The following is a 19,229-nucleotide window of genomic DNA, read 5'->3' as shown; positions in this document are numbered from 1 at the left end:
ACCAGGCCGGACTCGCGCAGGATCCGGAAGTGGTGGCTGAGCGTCGACTTGGACACCGGGAAGCCGAAGGACAGGCAGGTCCGCTCGGTTCCCTCCGGGAGCGTCAGGAAGGTCTGGATCACCTCGTACCGGAGGGGGTCGGAGAGCGCGTTCAGGACCGTCAGCAGGTCCATCTCGCTCCGGGTCGGATGGCCTTCCTCGTCGGGCATCGCTTCGGCTCCTTCGCTCGGGTCCGCCACCGGCCGGCGGAGGCGTCTCGTCCGGAAGCCGCCGCCGTTGTCAGGTTTCACTTGCATCGTACCTCCGCCTCTGCCAACCTAGGTTCGAAAAATTCCGAACCTCCCCCAACGCCGCTGGAACTACAGGAGTTTCCTCCCATGACACAGACCGAGTCCGTCCCCGCCGGGGGCGAGACCGCCTCACCCGCTCCGGGTCAGGCCGCCCCCCAGCGGCAGACGCTGATCCTCACCGCGGTGCTGCTGGCGATCTTCGTCGTCCCCACCTCGATCTCCGGCACCGGCGTGGCCCTGCCCTACATCGGCGCCGACACCGACGCGAGCCTGGTGCCGCTGCAGTGGGTGGTGAACGCCTTCAACGTGGCCTTCGCCTGCCTGACCCTCGCCTGGGGCTCGATCGCCGACATCATCGGCCGCATCCGCGCCTTCACCATCGGCGCCGCCGTCTACGCGGTCGCCTCGCTCGTCAGCGTCTTCGCCGCCAACGTCTACGTCCTGGACGCGGCCCGCGCCCTCGCCGGAATCGGCGGCGCGGCGATCTTCGCCTGCGGCGCGGCCCTGCTCTCCACCGTCTTCGAAGGCCCCGCCCGCGGCCGGGCGTTCGCCCTCTTCGGCACCGTCGCCGGACTCGGCGTCTCCTTCGGCCCCTCCCTCTCCGGCCTGCTCATCGAGACCGCCGGCTGGCGCTGGGTCTTCGCCCTGCACGCCGTCGTCCTCGGCCTGGTGCTGCTCGCCATCCCCGCGATGAGCAAGGGCGTCACCGAGACCCGCAACCCGGACGCCCGCGTCGACGTCCCCGGCACCGCCCTCTTCGTCGTCGCGATGCTGCTGCTCACCACCGGCATCGCCCAGGGCTCGCAGTGGGGCTGGGCCAGCCCCGGCGTGCTCGGCCTCTTCGCCGGCACGATCGTGGCGCTGATCGCCTTCGCCGCCGTGGAGAAGCGCCACCCGCACCCCATGCTCGACCTGGGCGCCGTCGCCAACCGCCGCTTCCTCGCCCTGTGCCTGGTGCCGGTGGCCGGCTCCTTCGCCTTCGTCACCATGCTGACGTACCTGCCCAGCTACCTCACCGCGGCCGGCGGCTACTCCAGCGGCTCGGCCGGTCTGATCATGGTGCTGCTCACCTTCCCGATGCTGGTCTTCCCGCTGATCGCCGCCAAGCTGGTGGCCAAGGGCATCTCCGCGATGACCATCATCTTCGTCAGCCTGGTCTGCCTGGTGGTCGGCGTCGCCGGCCTCTCCCTCTTCTCCCCGGACGTGAACCTCGCGCTGGTCGCCCTGCCGATGCTCATCACCGGCGCCGGGTACGCGCTGGCCGCCGGTCTCGTCGACGGCGAGGCCCTGAGCCTGATCGCCCCGGAGCGGGCCGGCATGGCCGCGGGCTTCCTCAACACCCTGCGCCTCGGCAGCGAGGCCATCGCGGTCGCCGTCTACGGCTCGCTGCTCGCCACCCTCCTCACCGGCCGCACCAGCGACGGCATCGCCGCCTTCCCGGGCGCCGGAGACGCGGCCACGGTGGCCGGCACCGCGGCCGGCGGCAACATCAGCGGCCCGGCCGAGGCGGTCGCCGCGTCCGAGCGCGACGGCTTCGTCGACTTCCTGGTCGAGGCGTACGACGGCTCCTTCCACACCGTCCTCTGGGTGCTCGCCGCGACCTGCCTGGTGCTGCTCGCGGTCATCGCCCTCCTGCTGCGGGGCGGCAAGTCCGCGTCCCCCTCGGCGAGCTGACCGCGCCGCCGGTCCCCCGCCCACCCGCGCCGGCGTCCCCCGAAAGGAACCCGCGCACCCCGAGGCGCCTCTGTACGGCAGAGGCGCCTCTCGGCGAATGCCCCCGTCCCCTGGAGCCGACCCGTGACCGTCACCCCCCACCCCGGCCCATCCGCCGGCGCCCTGCCGGCCGTTTCCCTCCCCGGACGTCTGTTCACCGTCGCCCGTCACTGTGTCGCGGAGGCCCGGCCCGTCGTCCAGCTCGTCTTCCTCACCCGCTTCCTGCTCGGCGCGCTCTGCGCCACCATCGCGGGCGGCGCCCGCCCGGCGGTACCGGACGTCCTGGCCGGCGCGGCCGCCCTCTACCTGGCGGTGCTGGCCACGTACCTGCTCAACGGCGTGATGGACATCGCCGAGGACCGGGCCAACGGCTCGCGGCGGCCCATCGCGCGCGGCGACCTGCCGGCCCGCACCGGCGCCCTGGTGGTGGCCGGCAGCGCGGTGGTCTCGCTGCTGCTCACGGCCACGGTCCCCGGCCTCGCCGCGCCGGTCGCCGTCCTGCTGCTGCTCGGCTGGGCCTACTCGATGCCCCCGTTCACCGCGAAGCGCCGGACCTGGGCCGGCGCGTTCGTGGTGACGGTGGCGGGCCTCGCCGCCTATCTCGCGGGCGCCGTCGCCGTCCACGGGTCCCTGGCGGCCGGCCCGCTCGCCCTGTGCGGGGTGCTCGCCCTGTGGATGGGCGCGGTCGGCGCCGTCTCCAAGGACCTGAGCGACGTCCGCGGCGACGCGCTGGCCGGCCGGGTCACCTTCGCCGTGGTCCGCGGCGAGCGGGCGGCGCGCCGCTTCGTGGCGGTCGCCGCGCCCGTCCTCGGGGCGGCCGGCCTCGCGGTCGCCGCCCTGGGCGACCCGGTGGTGTTCGCGGGCGCGGTGCCGCTGGCGGCGGGCTCCGGCTGGGTGGTGTGGCGCTGCCTCCACCCCCGGCCGGACCGGGCCCGGGCCCCGTACCAGGCGTTCATGGTCACGCAGTACGCGGCCAACGCCGGGCTCGCCGCGGGCCTGCTGGTCGTGGGGTGCTCCTGACGGACGGCCCCGCCCGTCTCACGGCCGGTGCGCCCGTCTCACCAGCCGATGAGACGGGCGGCGAGCGCCCGGTTGACCGCGTCGAGCCGGGTGGTGGCCTCCAGCTTGGCGAAGATGTTGCGCAGGTGGCGCTTGACCGTCCCCTCGGTGATGCCGAGCCGGCGCCCGATCTGACGGTTGCTCATGGCCTGCGCCACGCACTGGAGCACCTCGCGCTCGCGCGAGGTGAGGACGGGCGCCTCCGGGGCGTCCGCGGTCCGGCGCGGGACGGCCGGCCTCCGGGGCGTGAAGACGGTGGTGCCGCCGGCCACCGTGCTGTGGATGGCCGAGAGCAGCATGTCGCGGCTGGCCGACTTGTGGAGGTAGCCGGAGGCGCCGTCGGCGAGCAGGGTCTGCACCAGGTCCCCGTCGTCGTGCATGGTGAGCACGACGACGCGGGCCCCGGGCGCGACGGCCCGGAGCTGGCGCAGGGTGGCCTGCGGGCCGGGGCCCGGCATCTCCAGGTCGAGCAGGACGATGTCGGGCTGCAGCCGGGTGGCGAGCCGGACGGTGGTCGGGCCGTCCACGGCCTGCCCGACCACCTCGATGTCCGGCTCCTTGGCGAGCATGGTGCAGAGCGCGCTGCGCAGCAGCGTGTGGTCGTCGGCGGCGAGGATCCGCACCACCCCGGGGGCGTCCTCGCTCATGCGCTGATCCCCAGCGCGCCCTCGGTACTGCGCAGCGGGACGCGGAAGACGACGCGGGTGCCCCGGCCGGGCGGGCCGCTGAGCGTCAGGGTGCCGCCGAGCGCGGCGATCCGCTCCCGCATGGACGCCAGGCCGTTGCCCCGGAGCAGCGCCGCCGCCGGGGCGCCGATCCCCTTGCCGTCGTCGGTGACCCGGGCCTCCAGGCCGTGGCGGTCCACGGTGACCCGGACGCGCACCTCGGCGGCGCCGGAGTGGGCGAAGCTGTTGCGCAGGCACTCCCGCAGGACGAGGAAGACCTCGTCCTGGTGGAGCGGGGGCAGCCGGTCGACGGGGCCGCTCACCTGGATGTCGACCTCGGTGCCGGCCGGCCGGGTGACGGCCGCGTAGTTCATCAGGTGGCTGCGCAGCCCCGCTCCGCCCTGCTGCGGCACCCGGAGGCCGCTGACGAGTTCGCGGACGAAGCCGAAGGTGTCCAGGAGGGCGGCCTTCGCGGAGTCGATCCGGTCCTGGGCGTCGTCCGGGCGGTCCTGTTCCAGCTCGTGGAGCTCCAGATACCTCAGGGCGAGGCCGAGGTTGCTGCCGATCCGGTCGTGGACCTCGCGGGCCAGCCGGGTTCCGCGGTCGACGGAGGGCAGGTCGGTGCCGCGCATGAGGAAGGCGTCGTAGCCGATCTCGGCCGCGGTCACCCGGGCGTCGATGGCGTGGGTGAGCGCCCGGACGGCGGCGAGGCCGCGGGGCAGGGCCTCGGCGGGGCTCAGTCCGGCGAGCATGCCGGGCAGCGCGTCGAGGACGACGTCCCGCAGGATGCGGGCGGCTCTGAGCGACTCCCGGGCGGGGATGTGCTGGACGGCGCGCCGGGCGCCGAGTTCCAGCGAGGCGAACTCGGCGTCGACCTGTCCGGCGGGCAGCTCCGCGCAGTCGTCGTGGAGGGTGCGCTGGCACTCCGCCACGATGTGCCGGGCCTGCTGCGCGCACTCCGACCAGACGTTCTCGTCCGAGACGAGGACACTGCCGACGGCCCGGAGGCGATCGGCGTATTCGGCGATGATTGCGTTCGTGACTTCTGGCGAGCAGACGCCACATCTCATTGCGGTCATGACAGCTTCCCCCTCAGCGCTATCCGCGACCGGCCATGGTCCCGGGAGGCTGTGCGGCCCTCCGAACACATGGTTGGTCGACTGATCATCATATAGATGTGTGTCAGTCACTCCACGAATGCATAGCCCTACGGTTACATGCGCCGATCTCCCCGGACAACCCCGTTAGTTCGCAGGTCATGGGCGTGCTGCGGGTACGACGGCGGCCCGTCCGGCCGGGCCGGACGGGACTCCTCCCGAAGCGGTCCGGGCCCCCTTGCCCCACCGCGCGGAGAGACGCCACCGGGGACCTCCCGGTTCACCGCCGCGGACGTGAGAAGGGACACCGGAGGACTCCGGGGGCCCCGCTTGCGGCGGGTCGCGAGGCGTCGATGCGCTCAGAGTGACGTGTGCGTCAGCAACAGTCCCCGCCGGCGGTGGTCGCCAGCGGCTCCCAGCGGTGCCGGCCGCCGTCGGTGACGACCCGTCCGAAGACGACGTCGGCGAAGTGTCCCGCGAACCCCACCGTGTCAGGCCGGGTCAGCTCCTTCAGGATCCGCAGCCGCGTCTCCACGGCGATGTCGCGGCCCGCGTCGACGAGCACCCGCCACTCGGGGCGCTCGATCTGCACGGCGCTGTGCAGCGCGTCGCCGAGGACCAGCATCCGGCGGTCGCCCGAGGTGATCACGTACGAGGTGTGCCCGTCCGTGTGTCCGGGGGTCGCCCAGGCCGTGACGCCCGGGAAGATCTCCTCGCCGTCCACGACACCGACGGCCTTGCCCCGCAGCTCCTGGGCGAGGGCGTCCGAGAAGGTGCCGCGCCAGTGCGCCCACTCGTACCGGGAGGTGACGTACCGCGCCCGGGGGAAGTGGAGTCCGGGACCGTCGGCGGCCGGGCTGAAGGCCCAGCCGACGTGGTCCTCGTGGAGGTGGGTGAAGGCGACCGTGTCGATCGCCTCGACGTCCACCCCGCACCCGGCCAGGTTCGCGGGCAGCCGGCCGCCCTCCTCGACGCCGAGGAACGGGTAGCTGTCGGCGGACTCGGTCCGCCGTCGGCCGTACCCGGTGTCGATGAGCAGGGCTCGGCCGCGGTACTCCACCAGCAGGCCGCCCACGGACGCCATCAGATGCCCGTCGCCGTCGAGATGGGCCGCGTACCGCTCCCAGGTCTCCCCGGTGGTGCCAGGGAACCAGGCCCGCGGCGCGAGCTGGACGAAGCCGTCGGCGAGGTAGGTCAGACGGTGCTCGCCGAAGTCGAGGGAGCGCACGGGCGAGGGGCGGTGGAGCCGCTCGCCGTGTCCACTCGGCGTTCCGTCCGGCCGCCGCCCCGGGTCATGCGCGTCTGATAACACGTCAACGACGTTAGTGGGAAGACCCCTGCATCGACAAGACGTGTTTCCGTGGGCTCGCCCACGTCCGTCACTCCGCGGGGCCCGCCGTCCGCGCCAGGGTCGCCGCCGCACTGTCCAGCAGCATCTCCAGCGCCGTCGGGTAGGCGCTGGTGTTCATGCGGGCGACCAGCCGGGGGGCGGTGGCGGCGATGTGCGGGTGGGTGGTGGCGGGGAGACGCGCGTACGTGGCCTGCCAGACGGCCTCGTCCGCGGCGCGGGCGGTGTGCGGGAGCGCGAGGGCCGCCGCGTCGAGGGCGGCGAAGGCGAGGGCCTGGTCGATGAAGGCGTGGTAGACGCGGGCCGCTTCGGCGTCGGGGAGCCCGGCGGTGCGCAGCACACCGAGGACGGCCTCGTCGACGGCGATCTCGTGGGACCGGCCGCTGACCCGGCTGGCGGTGAGGATCGCCGCCTGCGGGTGGGCGAGATAGGCGGCGTGGACGCGCAGGCCGAGCTCGCGCAGATCGGTCCGCCAGTCCCCGGTGGGCGCCCAGCCGCGCAGGGCGCGGCCGGCGAGTTCGTCGCCGACGGCGAGCAGGAGGTCGTCGGTGCCGCGGAAGTAGCGGTAGAGGCTGCTGGGGTCGGCGCCGAGGGCCGCGCCGAGCCTGCGCACGGTCAGCCCCTCCCTGCCGTGCTCCTGGAGCATGCGCAGGGCTGTCTCGATGTAGAGCCGCTCGGAGAGGACGACACCTCCCGCCCTGACCGGCTTTCGACGGCGCCGCTCCTCCTCTGGCACCACTTTCTTAGGCATAGGAGCCCCTCTCCCCTCTTCTTCTCAGGTTATGCCAACGCCGTTGACCCGTCTCCGGGCGGACGGCTTTCATGGGCGCACTCCCGGGACCTGTCTTTTCATCACGATGAGAGGTGGTTTGTCGATATGCGCGTCCTGCTCGTCGGTGCCGGTGGGGTGGGGACCGCCGTCACCCGGATCGCCGCCCGCCGCTCCTTCCTCGGGCACATGGTGGTGGCCGACTACGACCTGTCCCGCGCCGAGGCGGCCGTCGCCGCGCTCGGCGACGAGGGCGGCGGCCGGTTCAGCGCCGCCCGGATCGACGCCTCCGACCAGGCCGCGGTCACCGCCCTCCTGGAGCGCGAGCGCTGCGACGTCCTGCTGAACGCGACCGACCCGCGCTTCGTGCTGCCGCTCTTCGAGGCCGCGCTGGCGGCCGGCGCGCACTACCTGGACATGGCGATGTCGCTGTCCCGGCCGCACCCGGAGCGCCCCTACGAGGAGTGCGGGGTGAAGCTCGGCGACGCCCAGTTCGAGCGGGCCGCGGAGTGGGAGAAGGCGGGCCGGCTCGCGCTCGTCGGCCTCGGCGTGGAGCCGGGCCTCTCGGACGTCTTCGCCCGCTACGCCGCCGAGGAGCTCTTCGACTCCGTCGAGGAGATCGGGGTCCGCGACGGCGCCAACCTGACCGTCGACGGCTACGACTTCGCACCGTCGTTCTCCATCTGGACGACCATCGAGGAGTGCCTGAACCCGCCGGTGGTGTGGGAGGCGGACCGCGGCTGGTTCACCACCCCGCCGTTCAGCGAACCGGAGGTCTTCGACTTCCCGGAGGGCATCGGCCCGGTGGAGTGCGTGAACGTGGAGCACGAGGAGGTGCTGCTGATCCCCCGCTGGGTCGACGCCCGCCGCGTCACCTTCAAGTACGGCCTGGGCGAGGAGTTCATCCGGACGCTGAAGGAACTGCACCGGGTGGGGCTCGACCGCACCGAGCCGGTGACGCTCCCGGACGGCACCCGGGTCTCCCCCCGCGACGTCGTCGCGGCCTGCCTGCCCGACCCGGCCACGCTCGGCGACCGGATGCGCGGCAAGACCTGCGCCGGCACCTGGGTGAAGGGCGTGAAGGACGGGGCGCCGCGCGAGGTGTACCTCTACCACGTCGTCGACAACGAGTGGTCGATGCGCGAGTACGGCTCCCAGGCCGTCGTCTGGCAGACCGCCGTCAACCCGGTCGTCGCGCTCGAACTGCTGGCCACCGGCGTCTGGACCGGCTCGGGCGTGCTCGGCGCCGAGGCCCTCGACCCGCGCCCCTTCCTGGACCTCCTCACGGAGTACGGGTCCCCCTGGGGGCTGCGCGAGCAGTAGGGCGCCGCACCGGGACTGTCGGTGCCACGCGCCACAATCGGAGCCATGACCGCGACCGCGCCGCCCGCCCTCACCGCCCGCGCCCTCAACCGGGCCACGCTCGCCCGCCAGTCGCTGCTGGCCCGGGAGCGCGTCGGCGTCGAGGAGGCGGTCCGGCGGGCGGTGGCGCTCCAGGCGCAGCAGCCCGGCTCGCCGTACGTGGCGCTGTGGAACCGGGTGGCGGACTTCGACCCGGCCGGACTCGACGCGGCCGCCGAGGGGTTCCGGCTGGTCCGCTCGACCCTGATGCGGATCACCCTGCACCTCGTCCACGCCGACGACTACCGGCCCTTCCGGGAGGCGGTCGAGCCGACGCTGCGCGGCAGCCGGCTGCGCGACCGGCGGTTCACGGACACCGGGATCACCCCGGAGGACGCGGACGCGCTGCTGCCCGGGCTCCTCGCCTACGCGGCCCGGCCCCGCACCGGCGACGAACTGCGGGCCCGGGCCGAGGAGTCGTGGGGCGGCGGGAGCCTCACCCCGGCGGCCGGACGGCTGCTGCGGCAGTACGCGCCGCTGTGGCACGTGCCGAGCGGCCCGCCGTGGCAGTACACCGCCTCGCCCGGCTTCGTCGCGGCGGGGCCCGAGCCGGTGCGGACGGGGCCGGAGGCGGCGGCCGAGGGCCTGGAGACGCTGGCCCGCCGCTATCTGGCGGGCTTCGGGCCCGCGTCGGCGGCGGACCTGGCCCAGTTCGGCCTGGTGCAGCGCGGCCGGGCCCGGGCGGCGCTCGACGCGCTGGTCCGGCAGGGCGCGGCCGAGCTCCTGGCGGGCCCGGCCGGGGCGGTGCTGTACGACCTGCCGGGCGCGGTCCGCCCGGACGGGGACGCGCCGGCCCCGCCGCGCCTGATGGCGATGTGGGACAGCACGCTGCTGGCGTACGCGGACCGGAGCCGGATCGTGCCGGCCGCGTACCGCAAGCACGTCATACGGATCAACGGCGACGTGCTGCCCACGCTGCTGGTCGACGGATACGTGGCCGGCGCCTGGCGGCCGGTCGAGGGCGGGATCGAGGCGGCCGCCTTCCACCCGCTGACGGCCGCCGACTGGGACGGCCTCGCGGCCGAGGCGGCGTCCCTGGGACGGCTGCTCGCCGCCCGCGATCCGCGGGTGTACGGGCGGTACGACCACTGGTGGGCGAAGGGCCTGCCCGCGGTGGAGACGCGGGTGCTGCCCCGCTGACGGCGCGCGGCCCCCCTTGCCGGTTCCCTGGAGGCCCTTGTCTTCGAGCCGCAACCTACGGACCGGGATGACGGAGGGTCAGAACAGCCCGGCCGCCCCGGTTCCGAGCCATACGGCCCCGAGCCCGGCGGCCAGGCTGACCGCCACGTTCAGCACCGCGTACCCCTTCGCGCCGCCCTCGTACAGCTTCAGCGTCTCGTACGAGAAGGTCGAGTACGTGGTGAGGGCGCCGCACAGACCGGTGCCGAGCAGCAGCTGTGCCTGCGCCGAGGTGACGCCGGTGAGCAGCCCGAGCACGAACGAGCCCACGACGTTCACGACGAGGGTCCCCCAGGGGAGGACCGAGTCGTGGCGGGCCTGCACGGCCCGGTCGGTGAGGTAGCGCAGCGGCGCGCCCACGGCGGCGCCGAGGGCCACGAACAGCCAGTTCACTCCGCCGGTGTCCCTTCCGGGGGGCCGGCGGAGCCCGGCCGGCGCACCACCTCGCAGGCGTCGAGGACCACCAGACCGTCCGTCACCAGCTCGTCGAGCTCCGGCAGGAAGGCGCGGATCCGCTCCTCCTCGTCGACGATCAGGATCGCCACCGGCAGGTTCTCGCTGAGCGAGAGGATCCGCGCGGTGTGGATGCGGGAGGAGGCGCCGAAGCCCTCGACACCCCGGAAGACGGAGGCGCCGGCGAGTCCGGCCGCGTGGGCGCGGTGCACGATCTCGGTGGAGAGCGGGCGGTGGTGCCAGGTGTCGTTCTCGCCGACGACGACCGTGAGCCGGAGCGCCGGACCGGTGTGCGGCGGTGTCATGCCGTCTCCCTCCGCACCCACAGGGCCCGGCCCGCGGCGACGCCAGCGACGACGGCGGCGAGCGCGGTGAGCAGGGTCCCGCCGAGGTAGAGGACGCCCGCGACGGGGCTGCCCGCGCCGAACAGGACCCGGGTGTCGAGCGCGTACGTCGAGAAGGTGGTGAAGCCGCCGCAGAACCCGGTGCCGAGGAAGGGTCTCAGGAGCGGGTGCGGTGCGGTCGGGGCCTCCGTGGCGAAGACCGTCAGCAGGCCGATCGCGGCGCAGCCGAGCGCGTTCACCAGGAGGATCGTCCAGGGGAAGGTGCCGGGCGCGGTGGGCCAGAGGAGGGTGGCCGCGTAGCGGGCGGACGCGCCGAGCACCCCGCCGGCCGCGACCGCGGCGACCACCGGTGCCTGCTCACGCGTTCCCATACCCCCAGGTTAGAGGGGCGCGCGGGCGTGGACGCGGCATGGTGCGAGGCGCCACGGGCGCTGCCGGCCTGGGGCATTAACCGGGGCCCGTGTCGCCTCGCTCTGCGATGGTCCGGCGACGGAGAGCGACCGGTCAAAGCCCGTCCGCGGAGTCTGTCAGCTCACCCCGTGGCGCGCCCGGGAGCTGTCCGGAACCCGCCGCCGGCGGGTGGGTACCGGCCATCGGAGGCGGCGGCCAGGGGGTGGTGGCCGGACCACCGTCGCCGGGTGACGGAGTGGTGAACGGGCACCTCCCGGGGCCGTTCACGTGTCCGTGACGGCCCCGCTGGAGCGGCGGAAGCGCAGGTCAGGGGCGGGACGGTGGTCCGGCCACCATCCGGCGGCCGAATCGGGTGCCGGGTCCACCTCGTCGGCGAGGGGGTGACCGGGCGACGGTGGAGGAGCAGCAGGAGGCAGCTGCGCATCCTTCGGACAGGACGGGCAGGAGTGTCGTAAGTACATCCGTCGCCATCAAGTACGGGACCGCCGCCGCGGCCGCGCCGCTGACCGTGCCGCGGCCCCGGGTCCGCGCCGTCCCCCGGGCCGCCGCGCCCCGTCCCGGCGATGACGTCTTCGCCGAGCTGTCCACCGCGCTCTTCTCCGGCTTCGCCCGCCGCGACCAGCGGCTGAAGGCGGAGCAGTACCTGCACGGGCTGCTCACCGCGCAGGGCCGCAAGTCGATCCGGAACATCGCCGCGCAGATCGGCGGCCCGGCCGCCGAGCAGAGCCTGCACCACTTCATCTCCAGCTCCACCTGGGACTGGCAGCCGATGCGCGCCTCCCTCGGGCGGTTCCTGGAGCGCGCCGGGCATCCGCAGGCGTGGGTGGTGCGGCCGATGCCGATCCCGAAGGCCGGCGAGCACTCGGTGGGCGTGGACCGGCGCTTCGACCCGGAGCGCGGGCAGGTCTTCCAGGGTCAGCAGGCGTTCGGCGTGTGGTTCGCCGGCGAGGAGCTGAGCGCGCCGGTCAACTGGCGGCTGTTCCTGCCGGACCCGTGGGTGAAGGACCGCACGCGGCGCGACCGCGCGGAGGTTCCCGACGAGGCCGGCGAGGAGACGCTGGAGGAGTGCGCGGTGGCCGCCGCCCTCGACACCGCCCGCTGGACGGACATCACCCGCAAGCCGGTGCTGCTGGACATCCGGGGCGGCGCGGGCCGGTCGGCGCTGACCCGGCTCGCGGCCGCCGGGGTGCCGGTGGTGGCGCGGATCGGGGCCGGTTCGCGGCTGGCGATCGCGGACCGCTCGCTGCCCGGTTTCGGCGCGGGCCCGCTGCCGGCGGCCCAGATACTGGAGTCCCTGAAGGGACTGCGCAGGCCGGTGAGCTGGGTGGACACGGTCGGCGGCGCGCGGACCTCGCGCACCTCGCTGGCCACCGCCGTGCGGGTGGCGCTGCCGTCCCCCGGCGGGGAGCGGATGCGGCCGCTGATGCTGCTCGGCGAGTGGGACGACCCGCGCCGGGGCCCGGCCCGGGTGTGGATCAGCGATCTGACGCAGGCGACGGTCGGTTCGCTGCTGCGGCTGACGAAGCTGGCGCAGCGGGTGGACCGGGACTTCGCCGCGGTCGGCGAGGAGGCGGGGCTGCGGGACTTCGTGGGCCGCTCGTACCGGGGCTGGCACCGGCACATCACGCTGGCCTCGGCCGCGCACACGGCGACGGTGCTCGGGTCGGCGTGGGAGGCGGCGGGGTACGGAACGGGCTACGGCACGCGCCGCGCGGCCGGCTGACCGCGCGTCGGGCGCGGGTCAGTCGGCCGGGCGGACCGGGGCCGTGGCGGCCCTGCGGCGGGCCAGCACCTCGCGGGTGCGCTGGAGCCGCAGGGCGAGCTGCACCTCCAGGACCTGGCCGGGCTTCTGCCATTCGGGGCCGAGGAGTTCGCCGATCCGCTCCAGCCGGCGGGAGACCGTGTTGGGGTGGACGTGCAGCGCCTCGGCCGCGTTGGTGGGGCTGGCGCCGGAGGCGAAGTACGCCTCCAGGGTGCGGGTCAGGTCGGTGAGCCGCTCGGCGTCGTAGTCGAGGACGGGCCCGATCGCGTTCTCCACGAAGCCGTCCACGTCGTGGTCGTCGGAGAGCAGCATGCCGAGGAAGCCGAGGTCGGTGACGGCCGCGGCGGAGCCCGTACCGCCGAGGGCGCTCATCGCGTCCAGGCAGCGCAGCGCCTCCGCGTACAGCGGTCCGACGGCGTCGGGGCTGCCGCCGGGTCCCGCGGCGGCGACCGAGACCGGGTGGCCGAGGAGCGGGGTGAGCTCCTCGGAGACGGCCGCGGCGGCGGCGGAGGCGTCCACGCCGGGGAGCAGCAGCACGATGCAGCCGCCCTGCACGGTCTTGAGGCCGGCGAGCCGGTACGCGTACGAGGACGCCCAGACGACCGCCCGGCCCTGTTCGCCGCCCTCCGGCCGGGCGACCACGAGGACGTGCGGTTTGCGCAGGTCCACTCCGAGGCGGCGGGCGCGCCGGGCGCTCTGCTGCGGGGCGTGCGGCGGGTCGGCGATGAGGTCGTCGAGGAGTTCGTCGCGGACGGGGCCCTCGGCGACGGCGCTGGAGCGCTGCATGAGCAGGAGCAGGGCGACGGACTGGGCGACGAGTTCGAGGAGCCGTTCGTCCTCCTCGGTGAGGCCGCCCTCGGCGCGGACCACCAGGCCGCCGAGGTCCTCGGAGCCGGCGATGACGGGGGCGACCCAGACGGCGTCGGCGGCGAGGACGGGCCGGCGCAGCGCGTGGGCGTCGAGGGACGCCTTGGCGACGGCGTCCTCGTCGAGGCCGGGGAAGTCGCCGCTGGCGGCGAGGCGGCGGCCGCCGGGGTCGCAGACCATCACGGTGGCGTCGAGGGCGTCGCCGGCGGCCTTGGCGACGTGCGGGAGGTCGCCGCCGGCGAGGACCAGGTTCATGATCCGGCCGTGGGCCTCGCTGACGTGCCGCATCCGGGTGAGGCTGGTGCGCACGCGGGCGCTGTCCCGCTCCAGTTCGGTGAGTTCGGCGCGGGTGCGGTCGAGGAGGCCGGCCTTCTCGACGGCGAGGGCGGCCAGGTCGGCGAGGGCGCCGAGGAGGGCGATCTCCTGCGGGGTGTGCTCGCGGACCCGGCGGTCGGCGCCGAAGAGGGCGCCGATGACGGAGTCGCCGCTGCGGAGCGGGACGGCGACGATGGCGCGCAGTCCTTCGGCGCGGACGGCCTCGTCGCCGGGGTCGACGACCTCGGCGTCGTCGAGGGCGGCGGCCGGGTCGGGTGCCTGGCCGCTGGTGAACCGCTCGTCGGCCGGATAGTCGGGGGTCCAGACGGGTTCGCCGGAGCGCTGGACGACACCGCCGAGGCAGTTGCCGGCGCCGATCCGCAGTCCGACGCTGAGCCCGGGCCCGGTGGCCTCGCCGGTGTCGCCGCCGGTGCGGGAGCCCTCGGTGACGCGGATGTAGCAGGCGCCCTGGGGGCCGCGCAGGGTCACGTACGCCATGTCGAGGTCGAGGAGGCGGCGGGCGCGGCGGGTGACGATCCGGAGCAGGCCGTCGAGGTCGTAGCTGAGCGTCAGATCCCGCGCGGTGTCGGTGAGCGCGGCGAGGGAGGCGCCCCGCTGGTCGGCGCGGGCGCGGCCGACGGCGCGCTCGGTGTGGAGGGTGCGGGCGAGGGTGACGGCCCGCTCCAGTCGGGCGAGTCCGGCTCCGTCGAGCCCGGCGATGCGGGCCTCGTCGAGGAGGGCCTCGAACTGGCCGGGCAGTCCCTCTCCGGCGAGCAGCTCCAGGACGGCGAGCAGCGCGTCGGCGCCCGCGCCCCCGTCCACGCCGTACGTGTCCATGGCCCCCACCCCCGTCGTCGAGCTTAAATCGGGCACCTCGGCGGAAACCCGTCCTGGCGGCCGAAACTAATTCGGCCCCGGGAGTGGGTCAACGGTGACGTGCGGCACTTCGTTCCCCGCGGTCCCGATTCCCTCCGAGGGCGGAGGCGAGGCGCCGTCAGACGGCGATCGCCACACCCTTGATGGCGGCCTCGGCACGGCCGGTCTGGGGCTGGACGGGGACGCGAGGGACGGCCGGACCGTACCAGATGACCGGCGGTGTCCCCTCGGCGCGCGCGGTGGCCGTGACGGCGGCCGCGACGGCGGGCGCGGTGGCCACTGCGGTGGTCACGGTGGACACGGCGGCGGGCGCGCGTCCGGGGCCGAAGACGTCGGCGGCGCGGACCTCGGCGCGAGGGGTCGGGCCGCCGGTTCCGGCGCCCACGCGCGTGTGGCGGACGGCGAGGACCGAGTGCTGGAGGCGGCGGAGCCGCGCGGAGGGCTCCATGCCGGTCTCCCGGTGGAGGACCGTGCGCAGCCGCTCGTAGACGGCGAGGGCCTCCTCGTGGCGGCCGCAGCGGAGCAGGGCGACCATGAGGTGGGCGTGGAGCGGTTCGTTGGTGGCGTAGCGGGCGGCGAGGCCGGGGAGTTCGGAGAGGATCTCCTCGTGCCGGCCGAGGCCGAGCTGGGCCTCGACCCACTGGTCGAGGACGCTGAGGCGGGCGGTCTCCAGCCGTTCGATCTCGCGGCGCAGGCACGGGCCCGCGGCCACGCCCGCGTACGGGTCGCCGCGCCAGAGGGCGAGGGCCTCGCCGAGCCGCATCGAGGCGCGGGTCAGGTCGCCGGCGTCCATGGCGCGGTAGCCTGCGCCGGCCGCGCGCTCGAACTGCCCGATGTCGTGGACGCCGACGCCGGTGTCGAGGCGGTAGCCGCCGGGGAGCGAGACGAGGACCGCCTCGGCCGTGCGCTCCTCGGTCCAGCCGCCCGGCGCGTCGCCGCCCTCGGACGCGTGCAGGGCGCGGGCGATGAGCCCGCGCAGCTCGGCTATGTGGGCGGCGAGTTCGGCACGCGCGCCGCGCGGGGCCCCGGAGGGCCAGAGCTCCTCGGTGAGGACGGTGACGGGGACGACCTGCCCGGCGAAGGCGGTGAGCAGGGCCAGCACCTGGCGTGGCGCGGCGGCGGTCGGGGTGATCGATACCCCGCCCTCACGGACCGACAGTCCCCCCAGGATGTGGACGTCCACTATGCCCCCTCGGTGTCTGCGCACGCGGATCCTCGGGTTGATTAAAAAAAGACCCCCCCGGTCATGTCAATAAGAAACCGGAAGGTATGGAATCCGGGTCCCTGAAATCGGGGTGATTCACCCTCTTTGCCGGGATATAAGGACGCCACCTTCCCGCCAGGGGCTGAAAGTCGATGCGTGTCAGAGGCAGCTTTCGGACTCGGTAGTTTGGTTTTGAAGGGTCCCTGTGGATGCGCGGAAGGCGATCTTGGACGAGATCGCGCCATCCGGGAGGGCAAGCGGACCCGGCGGTCGGTTTCCCCTCCGCCGGGCCGGTGCCTCCTCCGGCTCAGCCGACGGCGGCGGCCGTGAGCAGGCCGAAGGCCACGACGATCAGGGCCGTGCGCACCCGGTGGAAGGCGTTCCAGCGCGGTTCGAAGGCGGCGCGGGACGCGGCCGGGTCCTCGTCGGGCCCCTCGGCTGCGGCGAGCGCGGTGTTGAGGGGGACGTTGCCGACGACGGTGACCAGGTGGTTGAGGACCGCGCAGACGAAGCCGGCCAGGACCAGCCAGCGCTGCGTACCGGTCCGGCCGTCCACCGGGACGAGATAGGCGGCGAGGGGCAGCACCGCGACCCCGGCGAAGACGGCCAGGAAGACGGCCCGGGGCACCGCCTCGTTCACCCGGCGCATCGCGGTGACGAACGCGGCGTCCGTGAGGCGGGCCAGGGCGGGCATGATCCCGGTGAGGAAGATGAGCATGAATCCGGCGTAGAGGCCGGTGCTTCCGACGGCGAGGGCGAGCAGCAGGGTGGCCATGGGCTCATGATGCCGCCCCTCGGGCGGAGCCGCCCGTTCCCCTCCGGGCGGCTCGCCCACGCGCGCGTGAGGAGCCGCCCCGACGCTCAGGCGTACGGGTCCGAGGACCGGAACTCCCCTTCCTCCGAAGGACGTTCGCCGATCAGCCGGTCCGCCTGGCGCACCGCCTCGGCCAGCTCCCCCACCACCGCCGAGCCCGACCGGTCCCGGATGCCGTCCGCGTGCGCGGCCAGTTCACCGAGGCGCGGGGCCCCGGGCAGCGAGCCGCCGCGCAGCTGCTCCGCGAAGTAGGCGGAGATCGCGGAGAGTTGCAGGCTGTCGTGGCCGGGGCCCCAGAGCCCGGCGCGCAGCGCGGCGGCCTCGACGGTGCCCGAACGCTCCCGCGGGGAGCGGGAGTCGGGGTCCAGCCAGCGGACGGTGGCGGTGGCGATCCGGCCGCTCGCGCCGGGCCGGGTCTTCACCACGTACAGGGCGGTCACGGTGTGGCCGGCGCCGACCTCGCCGCCGTCGGTCCGGTCGTCCCGGAAGTCCTCGTCGGCGACCTCGCGGTTCTCGTAGCCGATCAGCCGGAACCGCTCCACGGTCGCCCGGTCGAAGGCGACCTGCGCCTTGGCGTCCCGGGCGCGCAGCTCGACCTGGGCGGGCAGCTGGTCGACGAAGACCTTGCGGGCCTGCTCCTGGGTGGAGACGTACGCGGTCTGGCCGTCGCCCCGGTCGGCGAGCCGCTCCATCAGCGCGTCGCCGTAGTCGCTGCCGACGCCCACCCCGAAGAGGGTGATGCCATGCTCCCTGCGCTGTTCGTCGACGCGGGCGAGGAGGGCGTCGGCCGATGTCTCGCCGGAGTTGGCGAGGGCGTCGGAGAGCAGCACGACCCGGTTGGTGGCGCCCTCGCGGCGCCCCTCGGACGCCACGTCGTAGCCGGTGCGCAGACCCGCCTCCAGGTTGGTGGAGGAGCGGACGGCGAGCGAGTCGACGGCCTCGCGGAGACGGTGGCGGGCCTCGCCGAGCCGGGTCATCGGCAGAAGGGTCTCGGCCTCGTCGCTGAAGGCGACCAGGGCGACCGAGTCGTCGTCGCGGAGCTCGTCGGCGGCGAGCCGCAGGGAGTGCTGGACGAGGCCGAGGCGGCCGGGCTCGCCCATCGAGCCGGAGACGTCGACGACGAAGGTGAGCGCGGCGGGCGGGCGTTCGCCCTCGCGGTCCGCGGCCCGGGTGGCGAGGCCGACCCGGACCAGCGACCAGCCCTCGGCGCCGGTGTCGGCGCCGTCGACGGTGACGCTGAAGCCGTCGTCGGCCGGGCGCGGGTAGTCGGGGCGGAAGCTGTTGACGAACTCCTCGGGCCGCACGGTGGACGGGTCGGGCAGCCGGCCGTCGGCGAGCGCGCGGCGGACGTAGCCGTACGAGGCGGTGTCGACGTCCAGGGCGAAGGTGGAGAGGTAGTCGGGGGCGGGGCTGGGCGCCCGCTGCTCGCCCTCGGGGCCGCGGGTGGCGCTCCCGTCGGCCTGCCGTCCGTCGGCGGGGGCGGAGGGGGCGGCGGCCGAGGGGGCGGGCGCGGCGGTGCGGCCGCCGTCGGGGGCCGCCTTCCGGTGGTCGCCGCTCGCGTCTTTCGCCCCGCCGGCGCAGCCGCCGAGGAGGAGCCCGGCGGCGAGCGCCGCGGCGAGGACGCCGGTTCTCCTGTGAGCACGGTTCATGGACAACTCCCCGTTTCGGTACGGACCTTGTGCCGGGCGCGGGAATCCGCCGGGGCGGCGGGAGCCGCGCCCGGCTCCTGCGACTGTGACGAACGGGAGGCGCGCGCGGACCCCGCGAAGGAGTTGCGGATGGATCTCGATGTGGCAACGGGACGCGGACGGGGAAGGGAAGAGTGGGCCGGATAGGGGGGTCATGGCATGGAGACGCCAGGTTTGTCCACAGGGCTTGTCACCGTGCGGAGTCACATGCGTACATGGAGTGGACATCGATCGGGCGGGGGTGGTCAGCGGTGGCAGAGAGCGCGGGCTCCGTGGTGCTCGCCCGTTCGGCGATGAACCGGGCCGCGACCGAGGGACAGCGGCCGGCGGGGCGCCCGGTCCGGGGGGCGCGGCGCATCAGCGCGGCGCTCGCCGGGCTGGCCGCCTCGACCCGGCACGAGCTGCTGACCTTCGACGATCCGGTGGCCTCGGCGGACCGCGCGATCCCCGAGCCGTTCCTGGAGCTGGCGGGAGCGTGCATGCGCGCGGCGGCGGAGCGGGCCGGGGAGGTGCGGAGGATCGTGCCCCGGCACGCGCTGCCCCGGCTGGAGGACGGGCCGCCGATACCGGGGCGGGCGCGGTTCGCCGACGCGATCCCGTTCAAGCTGATCGTGGTGGACCGGACGGTCGCGGCGGTCCCGCTCGATCTGGAGCTGCTCTACAACGGGCTGCTGCTCATCCGGGACCCGGTGGTGGTGCAGGCCCTGGTACGGGCCCATCACGCCTGCTGGACGATGGCCGAGGAGCTGAGCCACCTCCCGCCGCCGCGGCCTCCGGGCGGGCCGCCGGAACAGCTGCGGCCGGTCCTGGAGGCGCTGCTGTCGGGGCTGACGGACGAGACGGCCGCGGCCCGGCTCGGCATGTCGGCGCGGACGTACAGCCGGCGGGTGGGCGAGCTGATGGCGGCCCTGGGGACGACGAGCCGCTTCCGCGCGGGCGCGGAAGCGGCTCGGAGGGGGTGGTTGTGAGACCGG

The 19,229-nt window shown here is 74.8% G+C and carries 16 protein-coding genes and 2 pseudogenes; 6 read left to right on the top strand and 12 right to left on the bottom strand.

Annotated features, from left to right (window positions below; all coding sequences use genetic code 11):
* Window positions 1–5: 5 nt before the first annotated feature.
* Window positions 6–173, bottom strand: a pseudogene (locus IF73_RS42720) (ArsR/SmtB family transcription factor); the annotation flags it as partial.
* Between the two features lie 204 nt (window positions 174–377).
* Here IF73_RS42720 and IF73_RS0110570 point away from each other — a divergent pair.
* Window positions 378–1,964, top strand: coding sequence for an MFS transporter (locus tag IF73_RS0110570; RefSeq protein WP_031005964.1), 1,587 nt, complete (start codon window positions 378–380; stop codon window positions 1,962–1,964).
* Between the two features lie 123 nt (window positions 1,965–2,087).
* Window positions 2,088–3,023, top strand: coding sequence for a UbiA prenyltransferase family protein (locus IF73_RS0110565; RefSeq protein ID WP_051716657.1), 936 nt, complete (start codon window positions 2,088–2,090; stop codon window positions 3,021–3,023).
* Between the two features lie 38 nt (window positions 3,024–3,061).
* On the opposite strand, the gene IF73_RS0110560 is transcribed toward IF73_RS0110565, so the two are convergent.
* The 4 genes from IF73_RS0110560 to IF73_RS0110545 form a co-directional block, all read right to left on the bottom strand.
* Window positions 3,062–3,709: a response regulator gene (locus tag IF73_RS0110560; protein WP_031005960.1), complete on the bottom strand. Its 648-nt coding sequence runs from the start codon at window positions 3,707–3,709 to the stop codon at window positions 3,062–3,064.
* Window positions 3,706–4,806 carry a sensor histidine kinase gene (locus tag IF73_RS0110555; RefSeq protein ID WP_063833417.1) on the bottom strand — a complete coding sequence of 367 codons (1,101 nt, stop codon included), beginning with the start codon at window positions 4,804–4,806 and terminating at the stop codon, window positions 3,706–3,708. The genes IF73_RS0110560 and IF73_RS0110555 overlap by 4 nt, the downstream gene beginning before the upstream one ends.
* A gap of 394 nt (window positions 4,807–5,200) precedes the next feature.
* Window positions 5,201–6,052, bottom strand: coding sequence for an MBL fold metallo-hydrolase (locus IF73_RS0110550; protein ID WP_037878807.1), 852 nt, complete (start codon window positions 6,050–6,052; stop codon window positions 5,201–5,203).
* Window positions 6,053–6,203: 151 nt separating this feature from the next.
* Window positions 6,204–6,923: a TetR/AcrR family transcriptional regulator gene (locus IF73_RS0110545; RefSeq protein ID WP_031005954.1), complete on the bottom strand. Its 720-nt coding sequence runs from the start codon at window positions 6,921–6,923 to the stop codon at window positions 6,204–6,206.
* A 126-nt stretch (window positions 6,924–7,049) separates the two neighbouring features.
* On the opposite strand from IF73_RS0110545, the gene IF73_RS0110540 reads away from it, so the two are divergent.
* Window positions 7,050–8,264, top strand: a complete 1,215-nt coding sequence (locus IF73_RS0110540; RefSeq protein WP_031005952.1) for a saccharopine dehydrogenase family protein — start codon at window positions 7,050–7,052, stop codon at window positions 8,262–8,264.
* Between the two features lie 45 nt (window positions 8,265–8,309).
* Window positions 8,310–9,482 carry a winged helix DNA-binding domain-containing protein gene (locus tag IF73_RS0110535; protein WP_031005949.1) on the top strand — a complete coding sequence of 391 codons (1,173 nt, stop codon included), beginning with the start codon at window positions 8,310–8,312 and terminating at the stop codon, window positions 9,480–9,482.
* A 78-nt stretch (window positions 9,483–9,560) separates the two neighbouring features.
* Here the strand turns inward: IF73_RS0110535 and crcB (IF73_RS0110530) are convergent, their stop codons facing one another.
* Genes crcB (IF73_RS0110530) through crcB (IF73_RS0110520) form a run of 3 tightly spaced genes read right to left on the bottom strand, consistent with a single transcriptional unit; the run spans window position 9,561 to window position 10,689 of the window.
* Window positions 9,561–9,914, bottom strand: coding sequence for a fluoride efflux transporter CrcB (crcB, locus tag IF73_RS0110530; RefSeq protein ID WP_031005947.1), 354 nt, complete (start codon window positions 9,912–9,914; stop codon window positions 9,561–9,563).
* Window positions 9,911–10,279 carry a DUF190 domain-containing protein gene (locus IF73_RS0110525; RefSeq protein ID WP_031005944.1) on the bottom strand — a complete coding sequence of 123 codons (369 nt, stop codon included), beginning with the start codon at window positions 10,277–10,279 and terminating at the stop codon, window positions 9,911–9,913. Before IF73_RS0110525 ends, crcB (IF73_RS0110530) begins: the two co-directional genes overlap by 4 nt.
* Complete coding sequence (gene crcB / locus IF73_RS0110520) at window positions 10,276–10,689, bottom strand: fluoride efflux transporter CrcB (protein WP_031005943.1); 414 nt, start codon at window positions 10,687–10,689, stop codon at window positions 10,276–10,278. Before crcB (IF73_RS0110520) ends, IF73_RS0110525 begins: the two co-directional genes overlap by 4 nt.
* Before the next feature lie 548 nt (window positions 10,690–11,237).
* Here crcB (IF73_RS0110520) and IF73_RS0110515 point away from each other — a divergent pair.
* A complete protein-coding gene (locus tag IF73_RS0110515; protein WP_051716656.1) occupies window positions 11,238–12,452 on the top strand; it encodes a transposase in 1,215 nt (404 codons plus the stop codon).
* Between the two features lie 18 nt (window positions 12,453–12,470).
* On the opposite strand, the gene IF73_RS0110510 is transcribed toward IF73_RS0110515, so the two are convergent.
* From IF73_RS0110510 to IF73_RS0110495, 4 genes and pseudogenes are all read right to left on the bottom strand, one after another.
* The gene (locus IF73_RS0110510; RefSeq protein WP_031005939.1) at window positions 12,471–14,510 is read right to left on the bottom strand and encodes a helix-turn-helix domain-containing protein; all 2,040 of its coding nucleotides are present in this window, start codon (window positions 14,508–14,510) and stop codon (window positions 12,471–12,473) included.
* A gap of 349 nt (window positions 14,511–14,859) precedes the next feature.
* Window positions 14,860–15,732, bottom strand: a pseudogene (locus tag IF73_RS0110505) (AfsR/SARP family transcriptional regulator); the annotation flags it as partial.
* Window positions 15,733–16,060: 328 nt separating this feature from the next.
* Window positions 16,061–16,528, bottom strand: a complete 468-nt coding sequence (locus IF73_RS0110500; protein ID WP_031005934.1) for a DUF1772 domain-containing protein — start codon at window positions 16,526–16,528, stop codon at window positions 16,061–16,063.
* Window positions 16,529–16,614: 86 nt separating this feature from the next.
* The gene (locus tag IF73_RS0110495; RefSeq protein WP_031005932.1) at window positions 16,615–18,216 is read right to left on the bottom strand and encodes a vWA domain-containing protein; all 1,602 of its coding nucleotides are present in this window, start codon (window positions 18,214–18,216) and stop codon (window positions 16,615–16,617) included.
* Window positions 18,217–18,506: 290 nt separating this feature from the next.
* On the opposite strand from IF73_RS0110495, the gene IF73_RS0110490 reads away from it, so the two are divergent.
* On the top strand, window positions 18,507–19,223 hold the full coding sequence (locus IF73_RS0110490; protein ID WP_031005930.1) for a hypothetical protein: 717 nt from the start codon (window positions 18,507–18,509) through the stop codon (window positions 19,221–19,223).
* The last annotated feature ends 6 nt before the right edge of the window (window positions 19,224–19,229 follow it).

This window comes from Streptomyces sp. NRRL F-5727 (genome assembly GCF_000719555.1).
In the GTDB taxonomy this organism is placed as follows: domain Bacteria; phylum Actinomycetota; class Actinomycetes; order Streptomycetales; family Streptomycetaceae; genus Streptomyces.
The sequence above is the reverse complement of the archived record's forward strand: the minus strand, read 5'-3'. Positions and strand labels throughout refer to the sequence as shown.

Excerpts from the sequence above, each read along its gene's own strand:
- IF73_RS0110570 (WP_031005964.1), top strand. The coding sequence starts at position 378 with ATGACACAGACCGAGTCCGTCCCCGCCGGGGGCGAGACCGCCTCACCC.
- IF73_RS0110525 (WP_031005944.1), bottom strand. The coding sequence starts at position 10,279 with ATGACACCGCCGCACACCGGTCCGGCGCTCCGGCTCACGGTCGTCGTC.
- IF73_RS0110510 (WP_031005939.1), bottom strand. The coding sequence starts at position 14,510 with ATGGACACGTACGGCGTGGACGGGGGCGCGGGCGCCGACGCGCTGCTC.
- crcB (WP_031005943.1), bottom strand. The coding sequence starts at position 10,689 with ATGGGAACGCGTGAGCAGGCACCGGTGGTCGCCGCGGTCGCGGCCGGC.
- IF73_RS0110555 (WP_063833417.1), bottom strand. The coding sequence starts at position 4,806 with ATGACCGCAATGAGATGTGGCGTCTGCTCGCCAGAAGTCACGAACGCA.
- IF73_RS0110500 (WP_031005934.1), bottom strand. The coding sequence starts at position 16,528 with ATGGCCACCCTGCTGCTCGCCCTCGCCGTCGGAAGCACCGGCCTCTAC.
- IF73_RS0110560 (WP_031005960.1), bottom strand. The coding sequence starts at position 3,709 with ATGAGCGAGGACGCCCCCGGGGTGGTGCGGATCCTCGCCGCCGACGAC.
- IF73_RS0110495 (WP_031005932.1), bottom strand. The coding sequence starts at position 18,216 with ATGAACCGTGCTCACAGGAGAACCGGCGTCCTCGCCGCGGCGCTCGCC.
- IF73_RS0110535 (WP_031005949.1), top strand. The coding sequence starts at position 8,310 with ATGACCGCGACCGCGCCGCCCGCCCTCACCGCCCGCGCCCTCAACCGG.
- IF73_RS0110545 (WP_031005954.1), bottom strand. The coding sequence starts at position 6,923 with ATGCCTAAGAAAGTGGTGCCAGAGGAGGAGCGGCGCCGTCGAAAGCCG.
- IF73_RS0110540 (WP_031005952.1), top strand. The coding sequence starts at position 7,050 with ATGCGCGTCCTGCTCGTCGGTGCCGGTGGGGTGGGGACCGCCGTCACC.